This is a genomic window from Bartonella sp. MR63HLJHH (assembly GCF_042194155.1).
GTDB lineage: Bacteria > Pseudomonadota > Alphaproteobacteria > Rhizobiales > Rhizobiaceae > Bartonella > Bartonella grahamii.
On the sequence record NZ_JBHIMN010000003.1, the window covers coordinates 95,824 to 113,674 of the forward strand.

A 17,851-nucleotide genomic window follows, 5' to 3' on the forward strand; every position below is an offset into this window, starting at 1 on the left:
TCTTGTGTCTTTTTATGTATTTAATCAATCACTCCATATAAAGATATAGATTACATTTTGCCCTATTTATTTTTTACGATTAACAACACTCGTCTCATCTTCTTCACGTATTTTACGTAATTTTTCTTCAGCTTTCGATGCTTCAAGCTGCTTATTCCACATTGAAGCATATAAACCTTTCTTGCGTAAAAGCTCTGTATGCGCCCCATTTTCAATAATACGACCACTTTTAAGAACCAAAATTTCATCAGCATTGATGACAGTAGAAAGACGGTGAGCAATAATCAGTGTTGTACGTCCACGGCTTACAATATCCAATGCTTGTTGAATTTCCTGTTCAGTCGCCGTATCAAGAGCCGATGTTGCTTCATCTAAAATAAGAAGTGGGGGGGCTTTTAAAAGTGTCCGTGCAATAGCCACACGTTGTTTTTCACCACCTGATAATTTGAGACCTCGCTCTCCTACCATAGACTGAAAACCTTCCGGTAAAATTTCAATAAATTTTGATATTTGTGCCATTTCAGCAGCTTTGCGCATTTCTTCATCTGTAGCACTTGGACGCCCATAGCAAATATTATAGGCAATTGTATCATTAAATAACACTGTATCTTGTGGGACCATGCCAATCGCTTCACGCAAACTCTTTTGTGTTACGTCACGAATATCCTGCCCGTCAATTGTGATAGAACCCGCGTCAACATCATAAAACCGAAAAAGCAACCGAGAAATAGTTGATTTACCTGCACCAGATGGACCGACAATGGCGACTGTTTTTCCTCCAGGAACTTCAAAATCAATATCTCTGAGAATCTGACGTGTCGAATCATAGGAAAACTTTACCTGATGAAAACGAATGGTCCCATCCCTTATCTCTAACGGTTTAGCATCCGATTTATCAACGATCTCCTTCTGAACATCTAAAAGATCAAACATTGCTTCAATATCCGTCAAACCTTGTCGAATATCACGATAAATTGAACCAATAAAATTCAGTGGAATGGAAAGTTGCATTAAAAGTGCATTAATAAAAACAAAATCACCCAAAGTTTGTGTTTTATAAAAAACTTCATAAGCTGACATCAGCATCATGATCGTCATTCCAATACCAAAGATAAGAGCCTGACCAAAATTAAGCCAGCTTAACGATGTCCAAATCTTTGTTGCGGCTTTTTCATAACCTACCATAGAAGCATCAAATCGATCGGCTTCTAGAGTTTCATTGCCAAAATATTTCACCGTTTCAAAATTCAAAAGAGAATCAACTGCACGCGTATTGGCCTCAGTATCTGCTGTATTCATTTGTTGCCGAATACGAATGCGCCAATCACTCGCCTTAATGGTAAACAAGATATATAATCCAACCGTTGCAACAACGATGAGAAGATAATGCCACCCATAACTTATGTAAAATACAAGTGCCGTTAATATAAACTCTAGAACTGTCGGTACTGTGTTCAGAATTGAAAATCTTACGATCGCTTCAATTCCTTTTGTACCACGCTCAATCACACGAGAAAGCCCACCAGTTCGGCGTTCCAAATGAAATCGCAAGGATAACTCATGCATATGTACAAAGGTTTTATAAGCCAATTGACGAACAGCATATTGACCAACAGTGGCAAAAAGAGAATCGCGTAATTGATTTAATCCAGCCTGCATAATACGTGCGACATTATATGCCAAAACGAGCATGATGGGAATAATCAAACTGGATGGGAACCATTCAGGTAGCTGAAAGCTTGAATCAAGCACATTCGTAGAATATTTAAAGAAATACGGTACAGATATGAGAACGAGCTTAGCCAAAACAAGATAAAATATTGCCCATAGCACACGTATTTTTAGATCACGTCGCCCTACTGGCCACATATAGGGCCATAAATTGTAAAGTGTGTGCAGAGTTCTGCCTGTATCTGATGATACAGTCTTTGTCATTTCATTGCGTTTCATAAAGTCCTTACTTCTCTATCATCCACACGAAAAAGGCAAAATACCCCCCTGTGGTTGTTTATAGATTTATCTCTTCATTACGCTTCCAATAAGCTATACCCACTCGTTATTTAAAGTTAGACTGTTTTTGAAAAAGGAACAAGAAATAATCCACTATACAATTTATTATTTTTATCTGTATTTTCATACCACTCTGCTGCAAATAAATTTTCAACTTTTACATGGTTTTTTTTCAATTCTGCCTGAAGCCACTTTTTTGTTTTACCAATCTCTTTAAGTCCATCATCAATAACTTCACCATTTTCTATTAAAATCGTCGATTTCTTCCCTTCTTCCTTTTTAATGACAGTGAAATCACCATTGGTTTCCAAACGAACAAAAGCGGCTTCATGTAAGTGACACCCTTTAAGACGTAACATCGTAATGAGATCATTAACATTGATCCCTAAGTTCTTAATCTTATCTATTTGGAAAACCCCATCTAAAACTAATGTAACATTCCGCCCTGCAATAAGACGACGAAAAAAAACTGAATAGCGTGCAAAAAAATTAAAAGATGTAATCAAGGTTTGCCAGATGAGTAAAACAAGCAATAATTGAATGCTACTAATACTCTGATTATAAATAACGCCTCCAATAATACCTCCCATAACAAAATTACTGACCAAATCAACTGGTGTCATCTGACTAAGGCTCCCCCGCCCCGTCGTTCTTAAAATAAATAAGAAGGCAACAAGACCTACAGCCAGCTTAAGCGCGATATACCCATAATGATATAAAAATTCCATCAAATTTTCCTCCCTTTATTTATGTAAGCTGCTGGAATAGGAAAATTAAAATCGTTTTATTTCCCACACAGTTATGCGCTCACCACTCTGCGGATCCTTACTGTCTTTTAAAAGAACCCCCTCCGCTGCAAGCTCATCACGAATTGTATCCGCTGCTTCCCACTCTTTATTATGGATAAGTCGTAGTCTTTCAGCAATACGTTGATCAATAAATTTTGAATCAAGAAAAGTTTTTTTTATAAATAATGGGCAGTCTATTTCTTTAATCCATTCTTGTCGTAACAGTCCTAATAAATTCATCCCATTAGCAAGAGCCAGCGCATTCCCTTCTTTATAAAACTTTCGCAAAAGAGTCAGTGCTTTTGGAGTATTAAGATCATCACTGAGTGCATCTATCAAAGTATCATTAATTGCTTCATTGTTTTCCATCTCACTTTTTTTGCTGCGAAGCAATTCATACCAACGATATAGTTCGCCACTCGATTGTATTAAACGCTGCGCTGTCCAATTTAATGGTTCACGATAATGCGTTTGCAACATCGAAAAACGCGCAGACAAACCAGCCCAATTTTTCTTCATTTCATCGATTAAAATACCATTAAACTCCAAAAAATTATTCTCTAAAACAGAACGAATAGTTATGAAATTGCCAAAGCTTTTCGACATCTTTTTGCCTTCAACTTGTAAAAAACCATTATGCATCCAAAAATTTGCCATTCGCTCCGTCCCAAAAGCTGAACAACTTTGTGCAATCTCGTTTTCATGATGAGGAAAAATTAAATCAAGTCCACCACCATGGATATCAAAAACATTCGCGGTTGGATCATCACAAGTTAAACCACCGCCATAGGGCGCTAATAACTTTGCCATTGACATCGCAGAACATTCAATATGCCAACCTGGACGACCTAAAACAGGAATTCCGGCCGGCGATTCCCAACCTGGCTCCCCTTCCACAGAAGGTTTCCATAAAACAAAATCCATCTCTTCCCTTTTATAAGCAGCAACATCAATACGCGCCCCCGCCCTCATTTCATCTAAAGAACGATTTGCAAATGCCCCATAGTGGGGAGGATTTTTTATGCTACTTACAGAAAATAATATATGATTTTCCGCTTTATAAGCGTGCCCCTTTTCAAGCAATCTTTCAATTAAAGAGCGCATTTCCTCTAAATGCTCGGTTGCGCGCGGCTGACTGGTTGGTAATAGACAACCAAGTGCTATTGTATCTTGTTGAAACTGGCAATATGTACGTTCTGTTAATTGACGAATGGCGTCATTCAATGACAAGTTTGGATATTCAAAAGCTGCTCGTGCATTAATTTTATCATCAACATCTGTAATATTACGCGCATATAGAACATGCTCATTGCCATAAACATGACGCAATAAACGAAATAAAATATCAAAAACAATGACAGGGCGTGCATTTCCTACATGCGCATAATCATAAACTGTCGGTCCACAAACATAAAGACGTACTCTTGTCGGATCTATTGGTGTAAAATTTTCTTTTTTACGTGTCAGCGTATTATAAAATCGCAACTCTTTCATTATTGACTCCATAGACGATATTATGCACCGCTCCTTTTAGATGCATCTTATCTCAAATTATCGTATTACGCGGTTTAGGCTAAAAACTTTTTTCTTATAGTAAATTCTTCTTACCATTTTCCCATTGTATTCACGGCTGTATCCATCATTTATCATAAAAACAATCTATTTTATTTGATTGAACAAAAGCATTCTATCATTAGAGATGCTTTCCCTTCTTAAAGAAAACGAGCTTAGAAAAAATTCTATAGGCAACACAATATAAACCTATGTGAAAAATAGATAGCTTTCAGGAAGCAAATCTTAAATTTTTAACCACACAAAGCTTCGTCAGTATTTTCAATATTCCACAATGGGTTCCTTACTGCCTCTTACGCCCTATATTTTATAATCAATAATTGAGAATAATGTAGCAATTAACTCTATTTTTTTACACAGTTCTCATGACAAAATTATTTTATCTGTACAGAGTTTTATTCAAAGAAAGCAATAAAAATAATGCGTAATAGATTGATGAACATCATTATTTTAATATTTCTTGTCATTTCAATGCCAACCTTTGCGCAACAATCTCCACCTTATGAAAAAAAATTACTCCGACTAGCAGAAATTTTGGGATCATTGCATTCTCTCCAAAATCTTTGCGAGCCTCCAACAAACCAATGGTATGATTATATGAATGCACTAATTGAAGCAGAACACCCCATTCCACAAAGACGTGCTTATTTTTATGAAGCGTTTAATGAAGCGTATCGTGCTTTCTCAGAAAATTATCACCATTGTACCCAAGCAGCCATTGAAGCCAATCAAAGATACATAGAGGAAGGAAGAATTTTATCTGAAAACCTCCTCATGCATTATAAATAATTAATCTATGCAAAAAGTATCTTTCTCCATTTTAGCGATATCAATGATATTCCTCTCACAAATGGGGGGAGCAATAAACCAGCTCTGAAAATAGAGAAACTTTTAAAGAATAATGTCTCGATACGCTTTTATTCGTATGAGCGCCTTTTTCCCCATACAAAATCGTTCTTTGGCTTCCTCCCCACACCTCAAAGGATGAAGATTGTTAACTAAATTTGCTCTGTAAATAATCTAGGTTCTTGTTGAACAAGATTCCTCTTGGCTTCCCACTCATGTAATTTGCTTCATAGTTTCTACAAATAAGCCTAAGAATATTCACCACGCATAAAAAACACTTATGTGCCAAAGAGGCTGACATACCCTATATCATCACTCTAAAAGATGATATTTTACGGCATACTTTTTAATCTGTTTACACCAAAGTTTCCATAAATTTAACAGGCTCTCCTTGTGAAGGTGTGACAATTTCACCTTCCCACATAACGCGCATACCACGGATAATAGTCCCAACAGGCCAACCTTTAACTTTTTGACCATCATAAGGTGTCCAACCGGCACGCGAACCAATTAAGCCATTCGTAATAATTTCTTCTCTCTTAAGATCAACAATGGTTAAATCAGCATCGTACCCAACAGCAATGCGCCCTTTACAGCTTATACCAAAAATACGACTAGGGCCATGTGAAGTGAGATCAACAAAACGTTCAAGAGATATTTTTCCTTCATTCACATGTGTCAACATAATTGCTGCTGTTGTTTGCACCCCTGTCATTCCTGAAGGTGAAGAGGGATAAGGTTGAAGTTTTTCTTCAAGAGTATGAGGCGCATGATCTGAGCCTAAGACATCAATAATTCCTTGTTGAACACCGTACCAAAGAGCTTCACGGTGGCGCGACTCACGAATAGGCGGATTCATCTGAATTAATGTACCAAACTTCTTATAATCATCAGCCGTGAGAGTCAAATGATGTTGTGTCACTTCAATTGTTGCAACATCCTTATGTTTTTTTAGAAAATCAATTTCTTCTTCTGTCGAAAGATGTAACACATGAATCCGTGCTTTCGTCTCATGGGCAATTTTTACCAAACGCTGCGTACATTTTAATGCCGCAACTTCATCACGCCAAATCGGATGTGACGATGCATCCCCTTCAATACGCAATATTTTACGCTCTTTGAGCCTCGCCTCATCTTCAGAATGAAAAGCTGCACGACGGCGTGTATTCTTCAAAATAAGGCGTACACTTTCATCATCATCAACCAAAAGATCACCGGTAGAGGCCCCCATAAAGACTTTAATTCCAGCCGCACCGGGAAGTCTTTCTAACTCAGAGAGTTCATGGGCATTTTCACGCGTTCCTCCAACCCAAAATGCAAAATCACAATGCATTCGATGAAATCCGCGTTTAACCTTATCGTTTAATGTTTCTTCTGATGTTGTCAACGGATTGGTATTAGGCATTTCAAAAACTGCCGTAACACCCCCTAACACAGCAGAATACGAGCCACTTTCCAAATCCTCCTTATATTCATTTCCTGGCTCACGAAAATGCACTTGGCTATCAATAATTCCTGGTAAAATATGAAGCCCCGTACAATCAATGACCTCACTAGCCGATGCACATGTAAGGTTGCCTATTTCAGCAATACGACCATTTGTAATACCAATATCACGCTTGCTTCTTCCATCATGATTCACAAGTGTTGCACCTTTAAAAATTGTATCAAATGTTTTAAACATAGCCACGCTCCTTACATATTGCTCACTTATCGATTATGTAACTTTGAGCAGAAAGGCAAGAACCATGATTGAAAAACAAAATGCCATTTGCTTAAAAAACCGCGGGCTTATTCAAATTACAGGCGAAGAAGCAACAGATTTTCTACAATCCTTGATCACGACAGATGTAAAAAAAATCAGTCCACAGGAACTTTTCCCTGGAGCCCTTTTATCCCCACAAGGAAAGATTCTTGCTGATTTTCTTATCGGAAAAAAAGAAAATGGTTACCTGATTGATATCAGAATGCCTTTAGCTGATACGCTTCACCAACGTCTGTTGCTCTATAAGCTGCGTAAAAAAGTAGAAATTACACAACCATTACAAGAGCTTGTTACGGTTTCTTTGAATAATGAATCAGATACTTTAAATTTTGATTCAAGTTTTGTTGATAAACGCTTCCCACAAAAAGAAAAAATAATACGAATCTATGGAAAAAAAACTTTTTTGACTTCAGAATATCATGATACATGGAATCAATTGCGTATCCGTTATGCAATTGCGGAAAGTGGTCAAGACTATGAAGTTGGCAAAGTCTTTCCTCATGATATTAATTACGATCAAATCAATGGACTCTCATTCAATAAAGGATGTTATATTGGACAAGAAATTGTTTCACGAATGCACCACCGCCGTGCAGCACGTCGCCGTATTTTTATTGTAAAAGGCCAGTGTGAATTAACCCCTCAATCTAGCATTGAAGCAGGAACAAAAGTGCTTGGCTACTTGGGAACGTGTGTAGAAAATGAGGCTCTCGCTTTAATGCGTATTGATCACGTCAAAGATTCTATGGACCATAACATCCCCTTTACTGTAAAAAACATTCCTGTCACTATAAACATTGCTGAAAATATGAATTTTACCTTTCCTGAAAATACTATAGAAAATACGCATGGCTAAAGCTGAATTATTAAAAAATGGAGAAGCACGCGCTTGGCAAAGAATGCTCTCTGGACGCAGACTTGATCTTCTCAACCCTTCTCCTTTTGATGTTGAAATTGAGGATATTGCCCATGGACTTTCTCGCGTGGCACGTTGGAACGGTCAAACACGAGGGGAGCATGCCTATTCTGTTGCACAACATTCACTTTTGGTTGAACAAATATTTCAAAAACTTTTTCCACAATCGGGAAGCAACGAATGTCTTTATGCTCTTCTTCATGATGCTCCAGAATATGTCATCGGCGATATGATTTCCCCCTTTAAAGCTGTCATAGGAACACAATATGAACGCATTGAAAAGGGCATCCAAGATGCTATCCACATGCGCTTTTCTCTTCCCGTTGATCTTTCTCAAAAACTTTTAAAAAAAATCAAACAAGCCGACCGTATCGCTGCATATTATGAAGCGATTACGCTTGCTGGATTTAGTACAGAAGAAGCCCTTCGCTATTTTGGCTCTCCCAATAATATTTTACCCGATGATCTTAATTTATACCCCTATTCTACCCAACAAATTGAAAACGCATTTTTAACTCGCTTCAATGCCTTGGATGCCCAAAGATTATAGACTCTTCGCATTGTTGATTCCCTATCATTAAAGACTCATCACACTGATTTATAATAATAATTCATTATTTTTTCATGTTGAATGAGAGCCCCTAATATCGTGAGATTCACTCATTTCAAATCTGTTTATATTGAATCAATCAAAATCATTCTCTTGCACGTCATAAGTGGGACCGGCATATGGGTAAAAACTTTTAAAGAAAGAATTTAAAATGTCTCTTATGAAGCGTAAAGATGCTAGTGCTCTGTAAATTGTACATTTCATAGGAGCTTTACCGTTATACCATTCACAGACGCCGTCGCGAAATAGGAGTTGAGTTCCTTAAGAAAGCTTTCTTAAAAAAAAGCACAGCTCAAATTGCATACAAAATATATGAAATAATGCACTTTCATTATCAAAACAACAAATGTTCCCTTGTCAAACTTTTCATCTTAAACTGAAGTTTATTTTAGTTTATAAACTTCATTATCCGCTGGGAAAGCACGAGATGTGACATCCTTTGCATAATTCTTTATTGCAGTTTCCATGGCTTGTTCAAGGTCTCCATAACGGCGTACAAATTTTGGCACATGAGCACCATAGCCCAACATATCTTCCATAACCAATACTTGTCCATCGCACTGATTGGATGCACCAATACCGATCGTAGGGATAGAAAGCTTTTCTGTAAGTTTTACTGCTAAAGGTTCGACAATCCCTTCTAAAACAATAGCAAAAGCACCGGCCTCCTCAATTGCAGTCCCATCGGCTTCAATTCTTTGCCAATCACTCTGTTTTCGTCCTTGTGTTTTGAAACCACCAAAACGATTCACCGCCTGGGGTGTAAGACCGATGTGCCCCATCACTGGAATGCCACGTTTACACAAAAAATCAATTGTTTCCGCTATATAAACACCACCTTCAAGCTTAACTGCACCACACCCCGTTTGAGTAAGAATACGCGATGCATTTAAAAAAGCTTGCTCTGGACTTTCCTCATAAGAGCCAAAAGGCATATCAATAACCACAAGAGCTTTTTGAGATCCACGCACCACGGCTTGTCCGTGTAAAATCATCATATCTAAATTAACAGGAAGCGTTGTCTCAAATCCATACACAACCATACCAACGCTATCACCAACCAAAAGGATATCGCAATATGGATCAGCAATCCGCGCAGTATAAGCTTGATAAGCTGTTAAAGAAACAATTGGCTGTTGTCCCTTTCTTGTACGTATTTCGGAAGATGTTATACGCTTTACGGTTTTATGTACACTCATTTTCCGCCCTTCTCTTGCAATATATATTGATCAATCAGCCTTACCTCTCCAAAGCGAACAGTAAGAAGTAAAACTGCTGGTTTATTCAATGTTCCTTTAATCACGCATAAAGTTTCCATATCCCGTAAATCTATTGCTTCAATGATTGCACGCGTTTCTTGTTGTAAAATATCACGAACAGTTTTGCATAATTTATCAACCGACCGTTCACCTTCATGGTAAAGCTTTTCAGCAGCTTTCCCACTTTCAGGAATAATTTTGGCAGCTTTACGATCTTCTAATGTTAAAAACTGATTGCGTGAAGAACAAGCGACACCATCTGACTCCCGTAGAATAGGAACTCCAACAATTTCAATAGGAAAAGCCAAATCTTCAACCATACGCCGAATAATTAAAATTTGTTGAAAATCCTTTTCCCCAAAAAAAGCCTTTTCTGGTTGGACAATGTTAAAAAGTTTAGCAACAACGCTTGTTACACCACAAAAGTGCCCTGGACGTAATTTTCCCATCAAAATACGTGATAATTTTTTCACTTGCACAATTGTATCATTTCCCAGTGGCCACATTTCATCTACAGAAGGGGCAAAAACACATTCAACACCTGCTTCTTTTAACAAAGCACAATCGCCCTTCAAATCTCTTGGATATTGAGAAAAATCTTCATGAGGTCCAAATTGCTTTGGATTGACAAAAATAGAAACCAATACGCGATCACACATTGCTCTTGCATACTGTACTAATGCAAGATGACCATCATGCAATGCCCCCATTGTTGGAACAAAACCAATCGAAAAACCTAAACGTCGTTCCTCTGAAGTATATTGGCGGACTTCAGCAATTGTCTTTAAAACTTTCATTTTCCCATTCAATTATCATCAGATCAACAAATTAATGCTTGTATACCAAATTGGCGCTCAAACAATTGTATCAAATTCATGCGCACTGACGGCTGCTTTATATCTCGTGGCTCCCAGACATGACGCATAAGAAAAAAACCCGTCAGTATAAAACCATTTATTATGTCACTAAAATCAGTAGGACGAGTCGTTCTTTGCACAAGAAACTGTGGTAGAATGAGAAGCTTTTTTTTCCAAGGTTCCCCTGCTTCTTCACAGACAGCCCGTCCAGATTTTGGTGATACGTAATGAAGCCTTTCCTGACGACCTGTTGCAGCACAACAAGATAAATCAAGACCAAAACCAAGTTCTTCAAGAAGCCGCATTTCAAAACGTACAAGCAATTCTGCATTTACAAATGGTTCATCAAAATTCTGCATAAAAAGGTGTAAAATATCATATAAAACGGGGTGCGGATCACGTTCGGGAAGAAGCCGCAAATGAAAAGCTATCAATTGCAAAGCATAAAGTGCTTCTGGTAGACAGATTAATCGTGCCGCATGTAGATCAAGAGCTTCAAGCCGAAAAAGTCCCAAATGTTCTTCTAAACGAGCCCACCATTCAGCCTCCACAAAATTTCCAAGTTGAAGAAGAGCTGCCATACGACGTGATCGCCCCCCTTTTACCACTCCCATATAACGACCATGTTCACGTGTCATAACCTCAAGAATAACACTTGTTTCACCATATTGGCGTGTACCAAGAATAACAGCTTGTTCTTTCCACTTCATTTTACTTTAATTATTTTAAAAAATCTTATTTTAAAAAATCCAATCCCATTTCGCGATAACGTTCTGGATCGGTATCCCAATTATCGCGCACTTTCACAAAGAGAAAAAGATGAACCTTTTGATCCATAATTTCCATGAGTTCTTTACGTGCTGATTGACCAATCGCTTTAATTGTATCGCCTTTTGCTCCTAAGACAATTTTTTTCTGACTCTCACGCTCGACATAAATAACTTGATTAATTTTAACGGAACCATCTGAACGCTCTTCCCAGTTTTCTGTTTCAACCGTTGAGGAATAAGGAAGTTCATCATGAAGACGAAGAAAAAGTTTTTCACGCGTAATTTCAGCAGCAAGATGACGCATGGGCATATCGGAAATTTGATCTTCCGGATAATACCATGGTCCCTCCTGCATCATATTACTCAACGCATGAAGTAAATCCTTGCAACCAGAACCGTTTAGAGCAGAAATCATAAATGTTTGCGCAAACTTTACACGTTCATTTATTTTAGTGGTTAACGCTAGAAGAGATGATTTAACAACTGTATCAACCTTATTAAGAACAAGAACTTTTTCTTGTTTCATGTTGTTTACAATATCTAACATCATATCAACTTCATCCGAAAGACCACTTTGAGCGTCAATTAAAACGAGCAGAACATCCGCGCTCTTAGCCCCTCCCCAAGCAGCAGAGACCATGGCACGTTCTAAGCGCTTATGGGGACGAAAAACACCCGGTGTATCGACCAACACAATTTGCACATCATCATGAATGACAATACCGCGGATTAAAGTTCGTGTTGTTTGTACCTTATGCGTTACAATTGAAACCTTTGTTCCAACCAATTGATTAACCAATGTCGATTTACCGGCATTAGGCATCCCAATAAGTACAACAAACCCAGAACGCGTTTTTATAACGTCACTCATGATCATTTTTTCCCACTGTTTTCCATACACCCTCTCGTCGCAAAATTTTTTCAGCTGCCATTCTTTCGGCATATCTTTTGGAACTTCCCTGCCCAATCTCTGAAGCAAACCCAGAAATACTTACCTCTACCATAAAAACAGGATCGTGATCTGGACCTGAACGTTTTATAACCTGATAATGTGGTTGTGCATTGCCTTGGATATGCGCCCATTCCTGTAATTCGGTCTTGGCATCACGCCGACCAGCATCCATTTTCTTTGCCCGACCGTGCCAATATTTTTGAATAAAAGGGCGAACGCTTTCCAATCCTCCATCGAGATATATCACGGCAATCAAAGCTTCCACGACATCTGCATGCATATTGATGAGTCGACGCCCCTCGAAATTTTTCATCTCAAAACCAACACGGATCATATCAGGCAGCCTCATTTCACGCGCAATATCAGCACATGTCTGCGCATTAACCAGATGATTCAAACGGACTGATAATTCACCTTCACTTGCCTGAGGAAAAAGTTGATACAGCATTTCTGCAATCAAAAGCCCTAAAACCCGATCCCCTAGAAACTCTAGTCGTTCATAATTCCCCTGTTCCGAATCTTGTACACTCGAGTGTGTTAATGCCTTCTTTAACCTCTCTTCATCTTTAAAACGATGCCCCGTCAGCTTGAAAAGCTGATCAATCATTAGACGTTTCATCGTTGTTTCCTTGCTTGATAAGCGGCAAATCATGAACCGTATTTATGAAAGAAAACAAACGCTTCCAACGCACATCAAATGGCCAGCGCCAAACCTGCCAAGCACTTGAACCGTTACTGATAGAAAAGAAAATCACGCTCGCGCGACCAATAAGATTTTCTTCTGGAACATAGCCTACATCTAAACGACTATCATCTGAATTGTCGCGGTTATCTCCCATCATAAAGTAATGTCCTTGAGGAACTTCAAAAACTTTTGTATCATCAACTTTCGGGATGAAAGCTAAATCAAGTGTATCATAACTAACACCGTTAGGCATTGTCTCGCGATAAACCTCAACAGGATAGTTAACCTCTGTTATATCAGAATTATCAATCTCCCCCATAAAGTGACGTGAAACAGCCTCATCATTAATATAAAGAACACTTTGACGGACTTGTATACGATCACCTGGTAGCCCAACAACGCGTTTTATATAATCAATCTTCGGATTACTTGGTAAGCGAAAAACGACCACATCTCCACGTTGAGGTTGAGATGCCCAAATCCGTCCAGAAAAAAGAGGAGGAGAAAAGGGGATGGAAAAACGAGAATACCCATATGCATACTTAGAAACAAACAGATAATCTCCCACCAACAAAGTAGGACGCATTGAACCGGACGGAATACTAAAAGGCTGGAAAAAAAGTGTCCGAATAACCGCCGCTAAAAGCAGAGCCTGTACTAAAACAGAAATAAATTCACGAACCCCGCCTTTTTTTTCTTTTTTATGCACTTTATCTTTTTGGATCATCACCAACTGCCTTCTCATCACAGATATAATTTATTTCATCATAATATTCAAATAACAAAAGCACAATCTCTCACACCATCTATCCACGTGGAAGTGCTTCGATAATAATAAATGCCTGTGCCCAAGGAAAATCATCTGTTATGCTAAGATGAATAACTGCATCATGATGAGGAGGTAATAACTTTTGAAGTTGCACTTGCGCACGATTTGTTAATTGCATTATTGGTTTACCAGATGGCAAATTAACGACCCCCATGTCTTTCCAATTGATACCACAAGCGATTCCCGTTCCTAAGGCTTTAGCGCATGCTTCTTTAGCAGCAAATCTTTTTGCATAGGAAGAGGAGCTTTTTTTGAGATTTTCGGATCTATTCCTTTCAATATCCGTAAAAATACGTTGGGTAAAACGCTCACCATAGCGAACCAACATTTTCTCAATACGTCGTATATCAACCAGATCATTTCCAAGACCAACAATCATACCATATTACCCGATCTTTCTTACGATGAACGCTTCTTTAAAAGCCTTTTTTTTATAATCTTTTGATATCGCTTTTGTTTAAAACGAACCGTTGCTCTGTAAACACCTATATAAGATAAACCACCAAAAACAATACCTAAAAGAGTTCCACCTAAAATCATAGGACTCATAATTGTGTCCCATGCGCCTTTAAAGAGGAGAGAGAGATTTGACAATGTCAAACCATTAAATAGAGCACGAATTTGCGAAAGAGAAATCTCTTTGACATCGCTAAAAAGTGATAAACAAAAATACCCTACTTTATAATCAGCCATGACAATCAATAAAAATGTGAGTGGATTAGAAAAAATCGTCCCAATGATTGCGGCAGCAAAGTTTGCACGCAAAAGCCAAGAAAAAAATATTGCCAAAATAATATGCAACCCAAAGAAAGGGGAACAAGCTAAAAAAATGCCAACAGCAACCCCTAATGCTACTTCATGCGGTGTTGCTGATATACGCAAAATACGTTTATGTATGTAGCAAAATGAGCGAGAAAATGAACGACGTGGCCATAACCAAAGTCGAATACGCGTTACAAAATCTATTGGTTCTCGACTACGAAAAAGCATATGACTCTCAATATACATCTTTTGATGATGAAATAATTTATATCATCCAAATTAATCTTTTTAAGCTTTTGCACAAAAAAAATAGAACGACAATTAAATATTTCGACTGCCTAGTTTAATCGCTGGAAGAACAGAAAGCTCTGCAGGAAGTGCATCACTAGTATAAGAGGTTATCTCATATTCAGCAAGCGCAATCAATGGAACTCCAACATTGACCTTACCACCAGAACGATCAAGGATACATGCACTGGCCAATACCTCTGCTCCTGCTGCAACAAGCGCCTCAATAGTCTCACGAATGGAAAGACCCGTTGTCACAATATCTTCGACAATAACAACCCGTGCACCCTTCTTGATTTCAAAACGACGCAATTCAAAGATGCCATTTACACGCTCTACCCAAAGAGAAGGAACACCAAGGTGACGTGAAGTTTCATAGGAAGGAATAAGGCCGCCAATTGCGGGACCAACAACATAATCAATTTTTCCCTCGATAGATTTTTTGATTTTTTCAGCCAATCCACGACATAACTTTTCCGTCAAGTCAGCATGCATGAATACTTTCGCTTTTTGCATATAAGTCGCACTATGGCGCCCCGATGTTAAAATAAAATGCCCTTCTAGAATAGCATCTGCTTGTTTAAAAATATCAATGACATCTTGTGTATTCATTGCAAAATCTTTCTTTTTATCCATGAACTCGCCGTACTGTACTTACTGAACCGGCCTCTTTTAACTGAGAAAAAATACGATTCAAATGTTTTAAATCCCACACTTCCAAATCAATCATAATTTCTGTAAAATCCGGTGCTGTACGGATAAAAGATAAATTTTGGATATTGGCATCGTTAGCAGAAATTATTTGTGTAATTTCAGCCAAAGAGCCAGGACTATTTACAACCAAAATATTTATCCGTGCAGGAAAACGTTCATTCATTTGGGCATCAATATCCCAGCGGACATCAATCCATCGTTCTGGCTGATCATCATATGCCATCAAAGCTGAAGACTGTATTGGATAAATAACGATCCCAGCTCCGGGCTGCATAATACCAACAATCCGATCTCCAGGTACTGCTCCTTCCGGTGAAAAACGTACGGGTATATCTCCACGGGTTCCTCTAATAGGCAATGCTTTAGATTGATGATTCTCGACCATTGCATTTTTTTCATTTTCTGGAACTTTAAAAATCATACCTTGAGCATTCTCAATATTAAACCAACCTTCTTCCCCAGGCTTAAAAGATGACTTTTGTACCACACGGTGATCTTGATAATCAGGATAAACCGCTTTAATCACATCAGCGGAAAACAGCTCTCCACGCCCAACAGCAGCCAATACATCCTCTACATCTTTACGTGCTAAACGTGGCAAAACTTTCTTCAAAACGTCTTTTGAAAATTGTTTTCCCATATATTCAAATGAACGCTCGAGAATACGATATCCTAAACCCGAATATTGTTTACGTACCGCGGCACGACTTGCTCGTCGAATAGCTGAACGTGCTTTACCTGTGACAACAAGAAATTCCCATGCAGCTGGCGGAATTTGAGCGTGTGAACGAATAATATCAACCTCATCACCATTTTTTAATTTGGTCATTAAAGGCATAATACGACCATTGATTTTTACACCCACACAAGAATCACCGATGTCTGTATGGACGGCATAAGCAAAATCAATAGGCGTAGCTCCTTTAGGAAAAGCAATTAATCGACCTTTCGGCGTAAAACAAAAAACTTGGTCTTGAAAAAGCTCAAGCTTTGTGTGTTCTAAAAATTCTTCCGGATTATCTCCATCTGACAAAGATTGAATCGTTTGACGCAACCATGCATACGCATTTGTTTCATTTGATAACCTCGAAACCGAATAATTAGAACCTTGCTCTTTATAAATGGAATGTGCCGCAACGCCATATTCAGCAATTTCATCCATAGCAGCAGTTCTAATCTGCAATTCAACACGTTGTCGCGATGGTCCCACAATCGTTGTATGAATGGAACGATAATCATTCTGCTTTGGTATAGAAATATAATCTTTAAAACGACCAGGAACCATTGGCCACGTCGTATGAATGACACCAAGAGCGCGATAACAATCATGCACTGTTTCAACAATCACACGAAATCCAAAAATATCGGATAATTGTTCAAAAGAAAGCGCCTTGCTTTCCATTTTGCGAAAGACGGAATACGATTTTTTCTGACGGCTTTTAACATTCGCTTTAATGCCATGCTCGAAAAAAAGTTTTGTCAACTCGTTTTCAATTGTGGAAAGCAAATCACGATTGCGTTTTGATAACTCAGAAAGACGATTGGTAATCGTACGATAACCTTCTGGATTTAAATAAAAGAAAGAAAGATCCTCTAATTCCTCGCGCATATCTTGCATACCCATACGACCAGCAAGCGGCGCATAAATATCCATCGTCTCCTCAGCAATTCGCCGACGTTTATCATCACGCATAACACCAAGGGTGCGCATATTATGAAGACGATCAGCAAGTTTGACTAAAAGAACACGAACATCATCAGAGATGGCAATAAGAAGCTTACGAAGATTTTCTGCCTGTACGGCTTTCTTTGATACAAGATCAAGCTTATTAAGCTTTGTAAGTCCTTCAACCAACTTCCCAATTTCAGAACCAAAAAGCTGATCAATTTCTGCTCGTGTAGCGCTTGTATCTTCAATTGTATCATGCAAAAGAGCAACAGCAATCGTCGCCTCATCCAACCGCATATCTGTCAAAATAGCAGCAACTTCTAAAGGATGAGAAAAATAAAGATCACCTGAAGCACGCTTTTGATGTGCATGCTTTCTCATTGCATAATCATAGGCCCTGTTTAAAAGAGCCTCATCTACGTCAGACTTGTAACGTTGAACACGTCCAACAAGCTCACACTGACGCATCATACGAGCATATCCTTTATCTTTTCACACCCCTAATCCTTATTGAACACGTCTTATCAATAAAAGACAAGAAAAATAACTGCTCCTTACA

The 17,851-nt window shown here is 38.4% G+C and carries 17 protein-coding genes; 3 read left to right on the plus strand and 14 right to left on the minus strand.

All coding sequences use genetic code 11. The features are described 5' to 3' along the window. Positions 1-66: 66 nt before the first annotated feature. The 3 genes from ACFIKQ_RS02980 to cysS all read right to left on the minus strand — a co-directional run bounded on the left by ACFIKQ_RS02980 (position 67) and on the right by cysS (position 4,292). Complete coding sequence (locus ACFIKQ_RS02980) at positions 67-1,950, minus strand: ABC transporter ATP-binding protein/permease (protein WP_012754947.1); 1,884 nt, start codon at positions 1,948-1,950, stop codon at positions 67-69. A 116-nt stretch (positions 1,951-2,066) separates the two neighbouring features. After that, positions 2,067-2,738 carry a DUF421 domain-containing protein gene (locus ACFIKQ_RS02985; RefSeq protein WP_375636566.1) on the minus strand — a complete coding sequence of 224 codons (672 nt, stop codon included), beginning with the start codon at positions 2,736-2,738 and terminating at the stop codon, positions 2,067-2,069. A gap of 45 nt (positions 2,739-2,783) precedes the next feature. Further along, positions 2,784-4,292: a cysteine--tRNA ligase gene (cysS, locus tag ACFIKQ_RS02990; protein WP_375644918.1), complete on the minus strand. Its 1,509-nt coding sequence runs from the start codon at positions 4,290-4,292 to the stop codon at positions 2,784-2,786. Between the two features lie 498 nt (positions 4,293-4,790). Between cysS and ACFIKQ_RS02995 the strand changes: the two genes are divergently transcribed. Next, positions 4,791-5,159, plus strand: coding sequence for a TIGR02301 family protein (locus ACFIKQ_RS02995; RefSeq protein WP_208439587.1), 369 nt, complete (start codon positions 4,791-4,793; stop codon positions 5,157-5,159). A 412-nt stretch (positions 5,160-5,571) separates the two neighbouring features. Here the strand turns inward: ACFIKQ_RS02995 and ACFIKQ_RS03000 are convergent, their stop codons facing one another. Then, the gene (locus ACFIKQ_RS03000; RefSeq protein ID WP_375636570.1) at positions 5,572-6,900 is read right to left on the minus strand and encodes a dihydroorotase; all 1,329 of its coding nucleotides are present in this window, start codon (positions 6,898-6,900) and stop codon (positions 5,572-5,574) included. Between the two features lie 64 nt (positions 6,901-6,964). Here ACFIKQ_RS03000 and ACFIKQ_RS03005 point away from each other — a divergent pair, with 64 nt between their 5' ends. Next, on the plus strand, positions 6,965-7,837 hold the full coding sequence (locus tag ACFIKQ_RS03005) for a YgfZ/GcvT domain-containing protein (RefSeq protein ID WP_375655868.1): 873 nt from the start codon (positions 6,965-6,967) through the stop codon (positions 7,835-7,837). After that, positions 7,830-8,447: a YfbR-like 5'-deoxynucleotidase gene (locus ACFIKQ_RS03010; RefSeq protein ID WP_375636574.1), complete on the plus strand. Its 618-nt coding sequence runs from the start codon at positions 7,830-7,832 to the stop codon at positions 8,445-8,447. Before ACFIKQ_RS03005 ends, ACFIKQ_RS03010 begins: the two co-directional genes overlap by 8 nt. Before the next feature lie 443 nt (positions 8,448-8,890). Here ACFIKQ_RS03010 and panB read toward each other — a convergent pair whose 3' ends face one another. From panB to ACFIKQ_RS03060, 10 genes are all read right to left on the minus strand, one after another. Continuing rightward, entirely contained in the window at positions 8,891-9,706 is an 816-nt protein-coding gene (panB, locus tag ACFIKQ_RS03015; protein ID WP_375655870.1) for a 3-methyl-2-oxobutanoate hydroxymethyltransferase, read from the minus strand. Next, positions 9,703-10,563, minus strand: a complete 861-nt coding sequence (gene panC, locus ACFIKQ_RS03020) for a pantoate--beta-alanine ligase (protein ID WP_375655871.1) — start codon at positions 10,561-10,563, stop codon at positions 9,703-9,705. Before panC ends, panB begins: the two co-directional genes overlap by 4 nt. 23 nt (positions 10,564-10,586) lie before the next feature. Beyond that, positions 10,587-11,333 carry a DNA repair protein RecO gene (recO, locus tag ACFIKQ_RS03025; RefSeq protein ID WP_375655873.1) on the minus strand — a complete coding sequence of 249 codons (747 nt, stop codon included), beginning with the start codon at positions 11,331-11,333 and terminating at the stop codon, positions 10,587-10,589. Positions 11,334-11,358: 25 nt separating this feature from the next. Continuing rightward, positions 11,359-12,264, minus strand: a complete 906-nt coding sequence (gene era, locus ACFIKQ_RS03030) for a GTPase Era (protein WP_375655875.1) — start codon at positions 12,262-12,264, stop codon at positions 11,359-11,361. Next, positions 12,257-12,964: a ribonuclease III gene (gene rnc, locus ACFIKQ_RS03035; RefSeq protein ID WP_375644889.1), complete on the minus strand. Its 708-nt coding sequence runs from the start codon at positions 12,962-12,964 to the stop codon at positions 12,257-12,259. The genes era and rnc overlap by 8 nt, the downstream gene beginning before the upstream one ends. Further along, complete coding sequence (lepB, locus tag ACFIKQ_RS03040; RefSeq protein ID WP_375635832.1) at positions 12,945-13,757, minus strand: signal peptidase I; 813 nt, start codon at positions 13,755-13,757, stop codon at positions 12,945-12,947. Before lepB ends, rnc begins: the two co-directional genes overlap by 20 nt. Positions 13,758-13,836: 79 nt before the next feature. Next, positions 13,837-14,238: a holo-ACP synthase gene (gene acpS, locus ACFIKQ_RS03045; protein WP_375635690.1), complete on the minus strand. Its 402-nt coding sequence runs from the start codon at positions 14,236-14,238 to the stop codon at positions 13,837-13,839. Between the two features lie 20 nt (positions 14,239-14,258). Beyond that, a complete protein-coding gene (locus ACFIKQ_RS03050; RefSeq protein ID WP_375647025.1) occupies positions 14,259-14,849 on the minus strand; it encodes a DUF2062 domain-containing protein in 591 nt (196 codons plus the stop codon). Positions 14,850-14,942: 93 nt separating this feature from the next. Further along, on the minus strand, positions 14,943-15,521 hold the full coding sequence (gene pyrE / locus ACFIKQ_RS03055) for an orotate phosphoribosyltransferase (protein ID WP_375655935.1): 579 nt from the start codon (positions 15,519-15,521) through the stop codon (positions 14,943-14,945). Positions 15,522-15,537: 16 nt separating this feature from the next. Further along, positions 15,538-17,763, minus strand: a complete 2,226-nt coding sequence (locus ACFIKQ_RS03060) for a RelA/SpoT family protein (protein WP_375655877.1) — start codon at positions 17,761-17,763, stop codon at positions 15,538-15,540. Positions 17,764-17,851 lie beyond the last annotated feature (88 nt).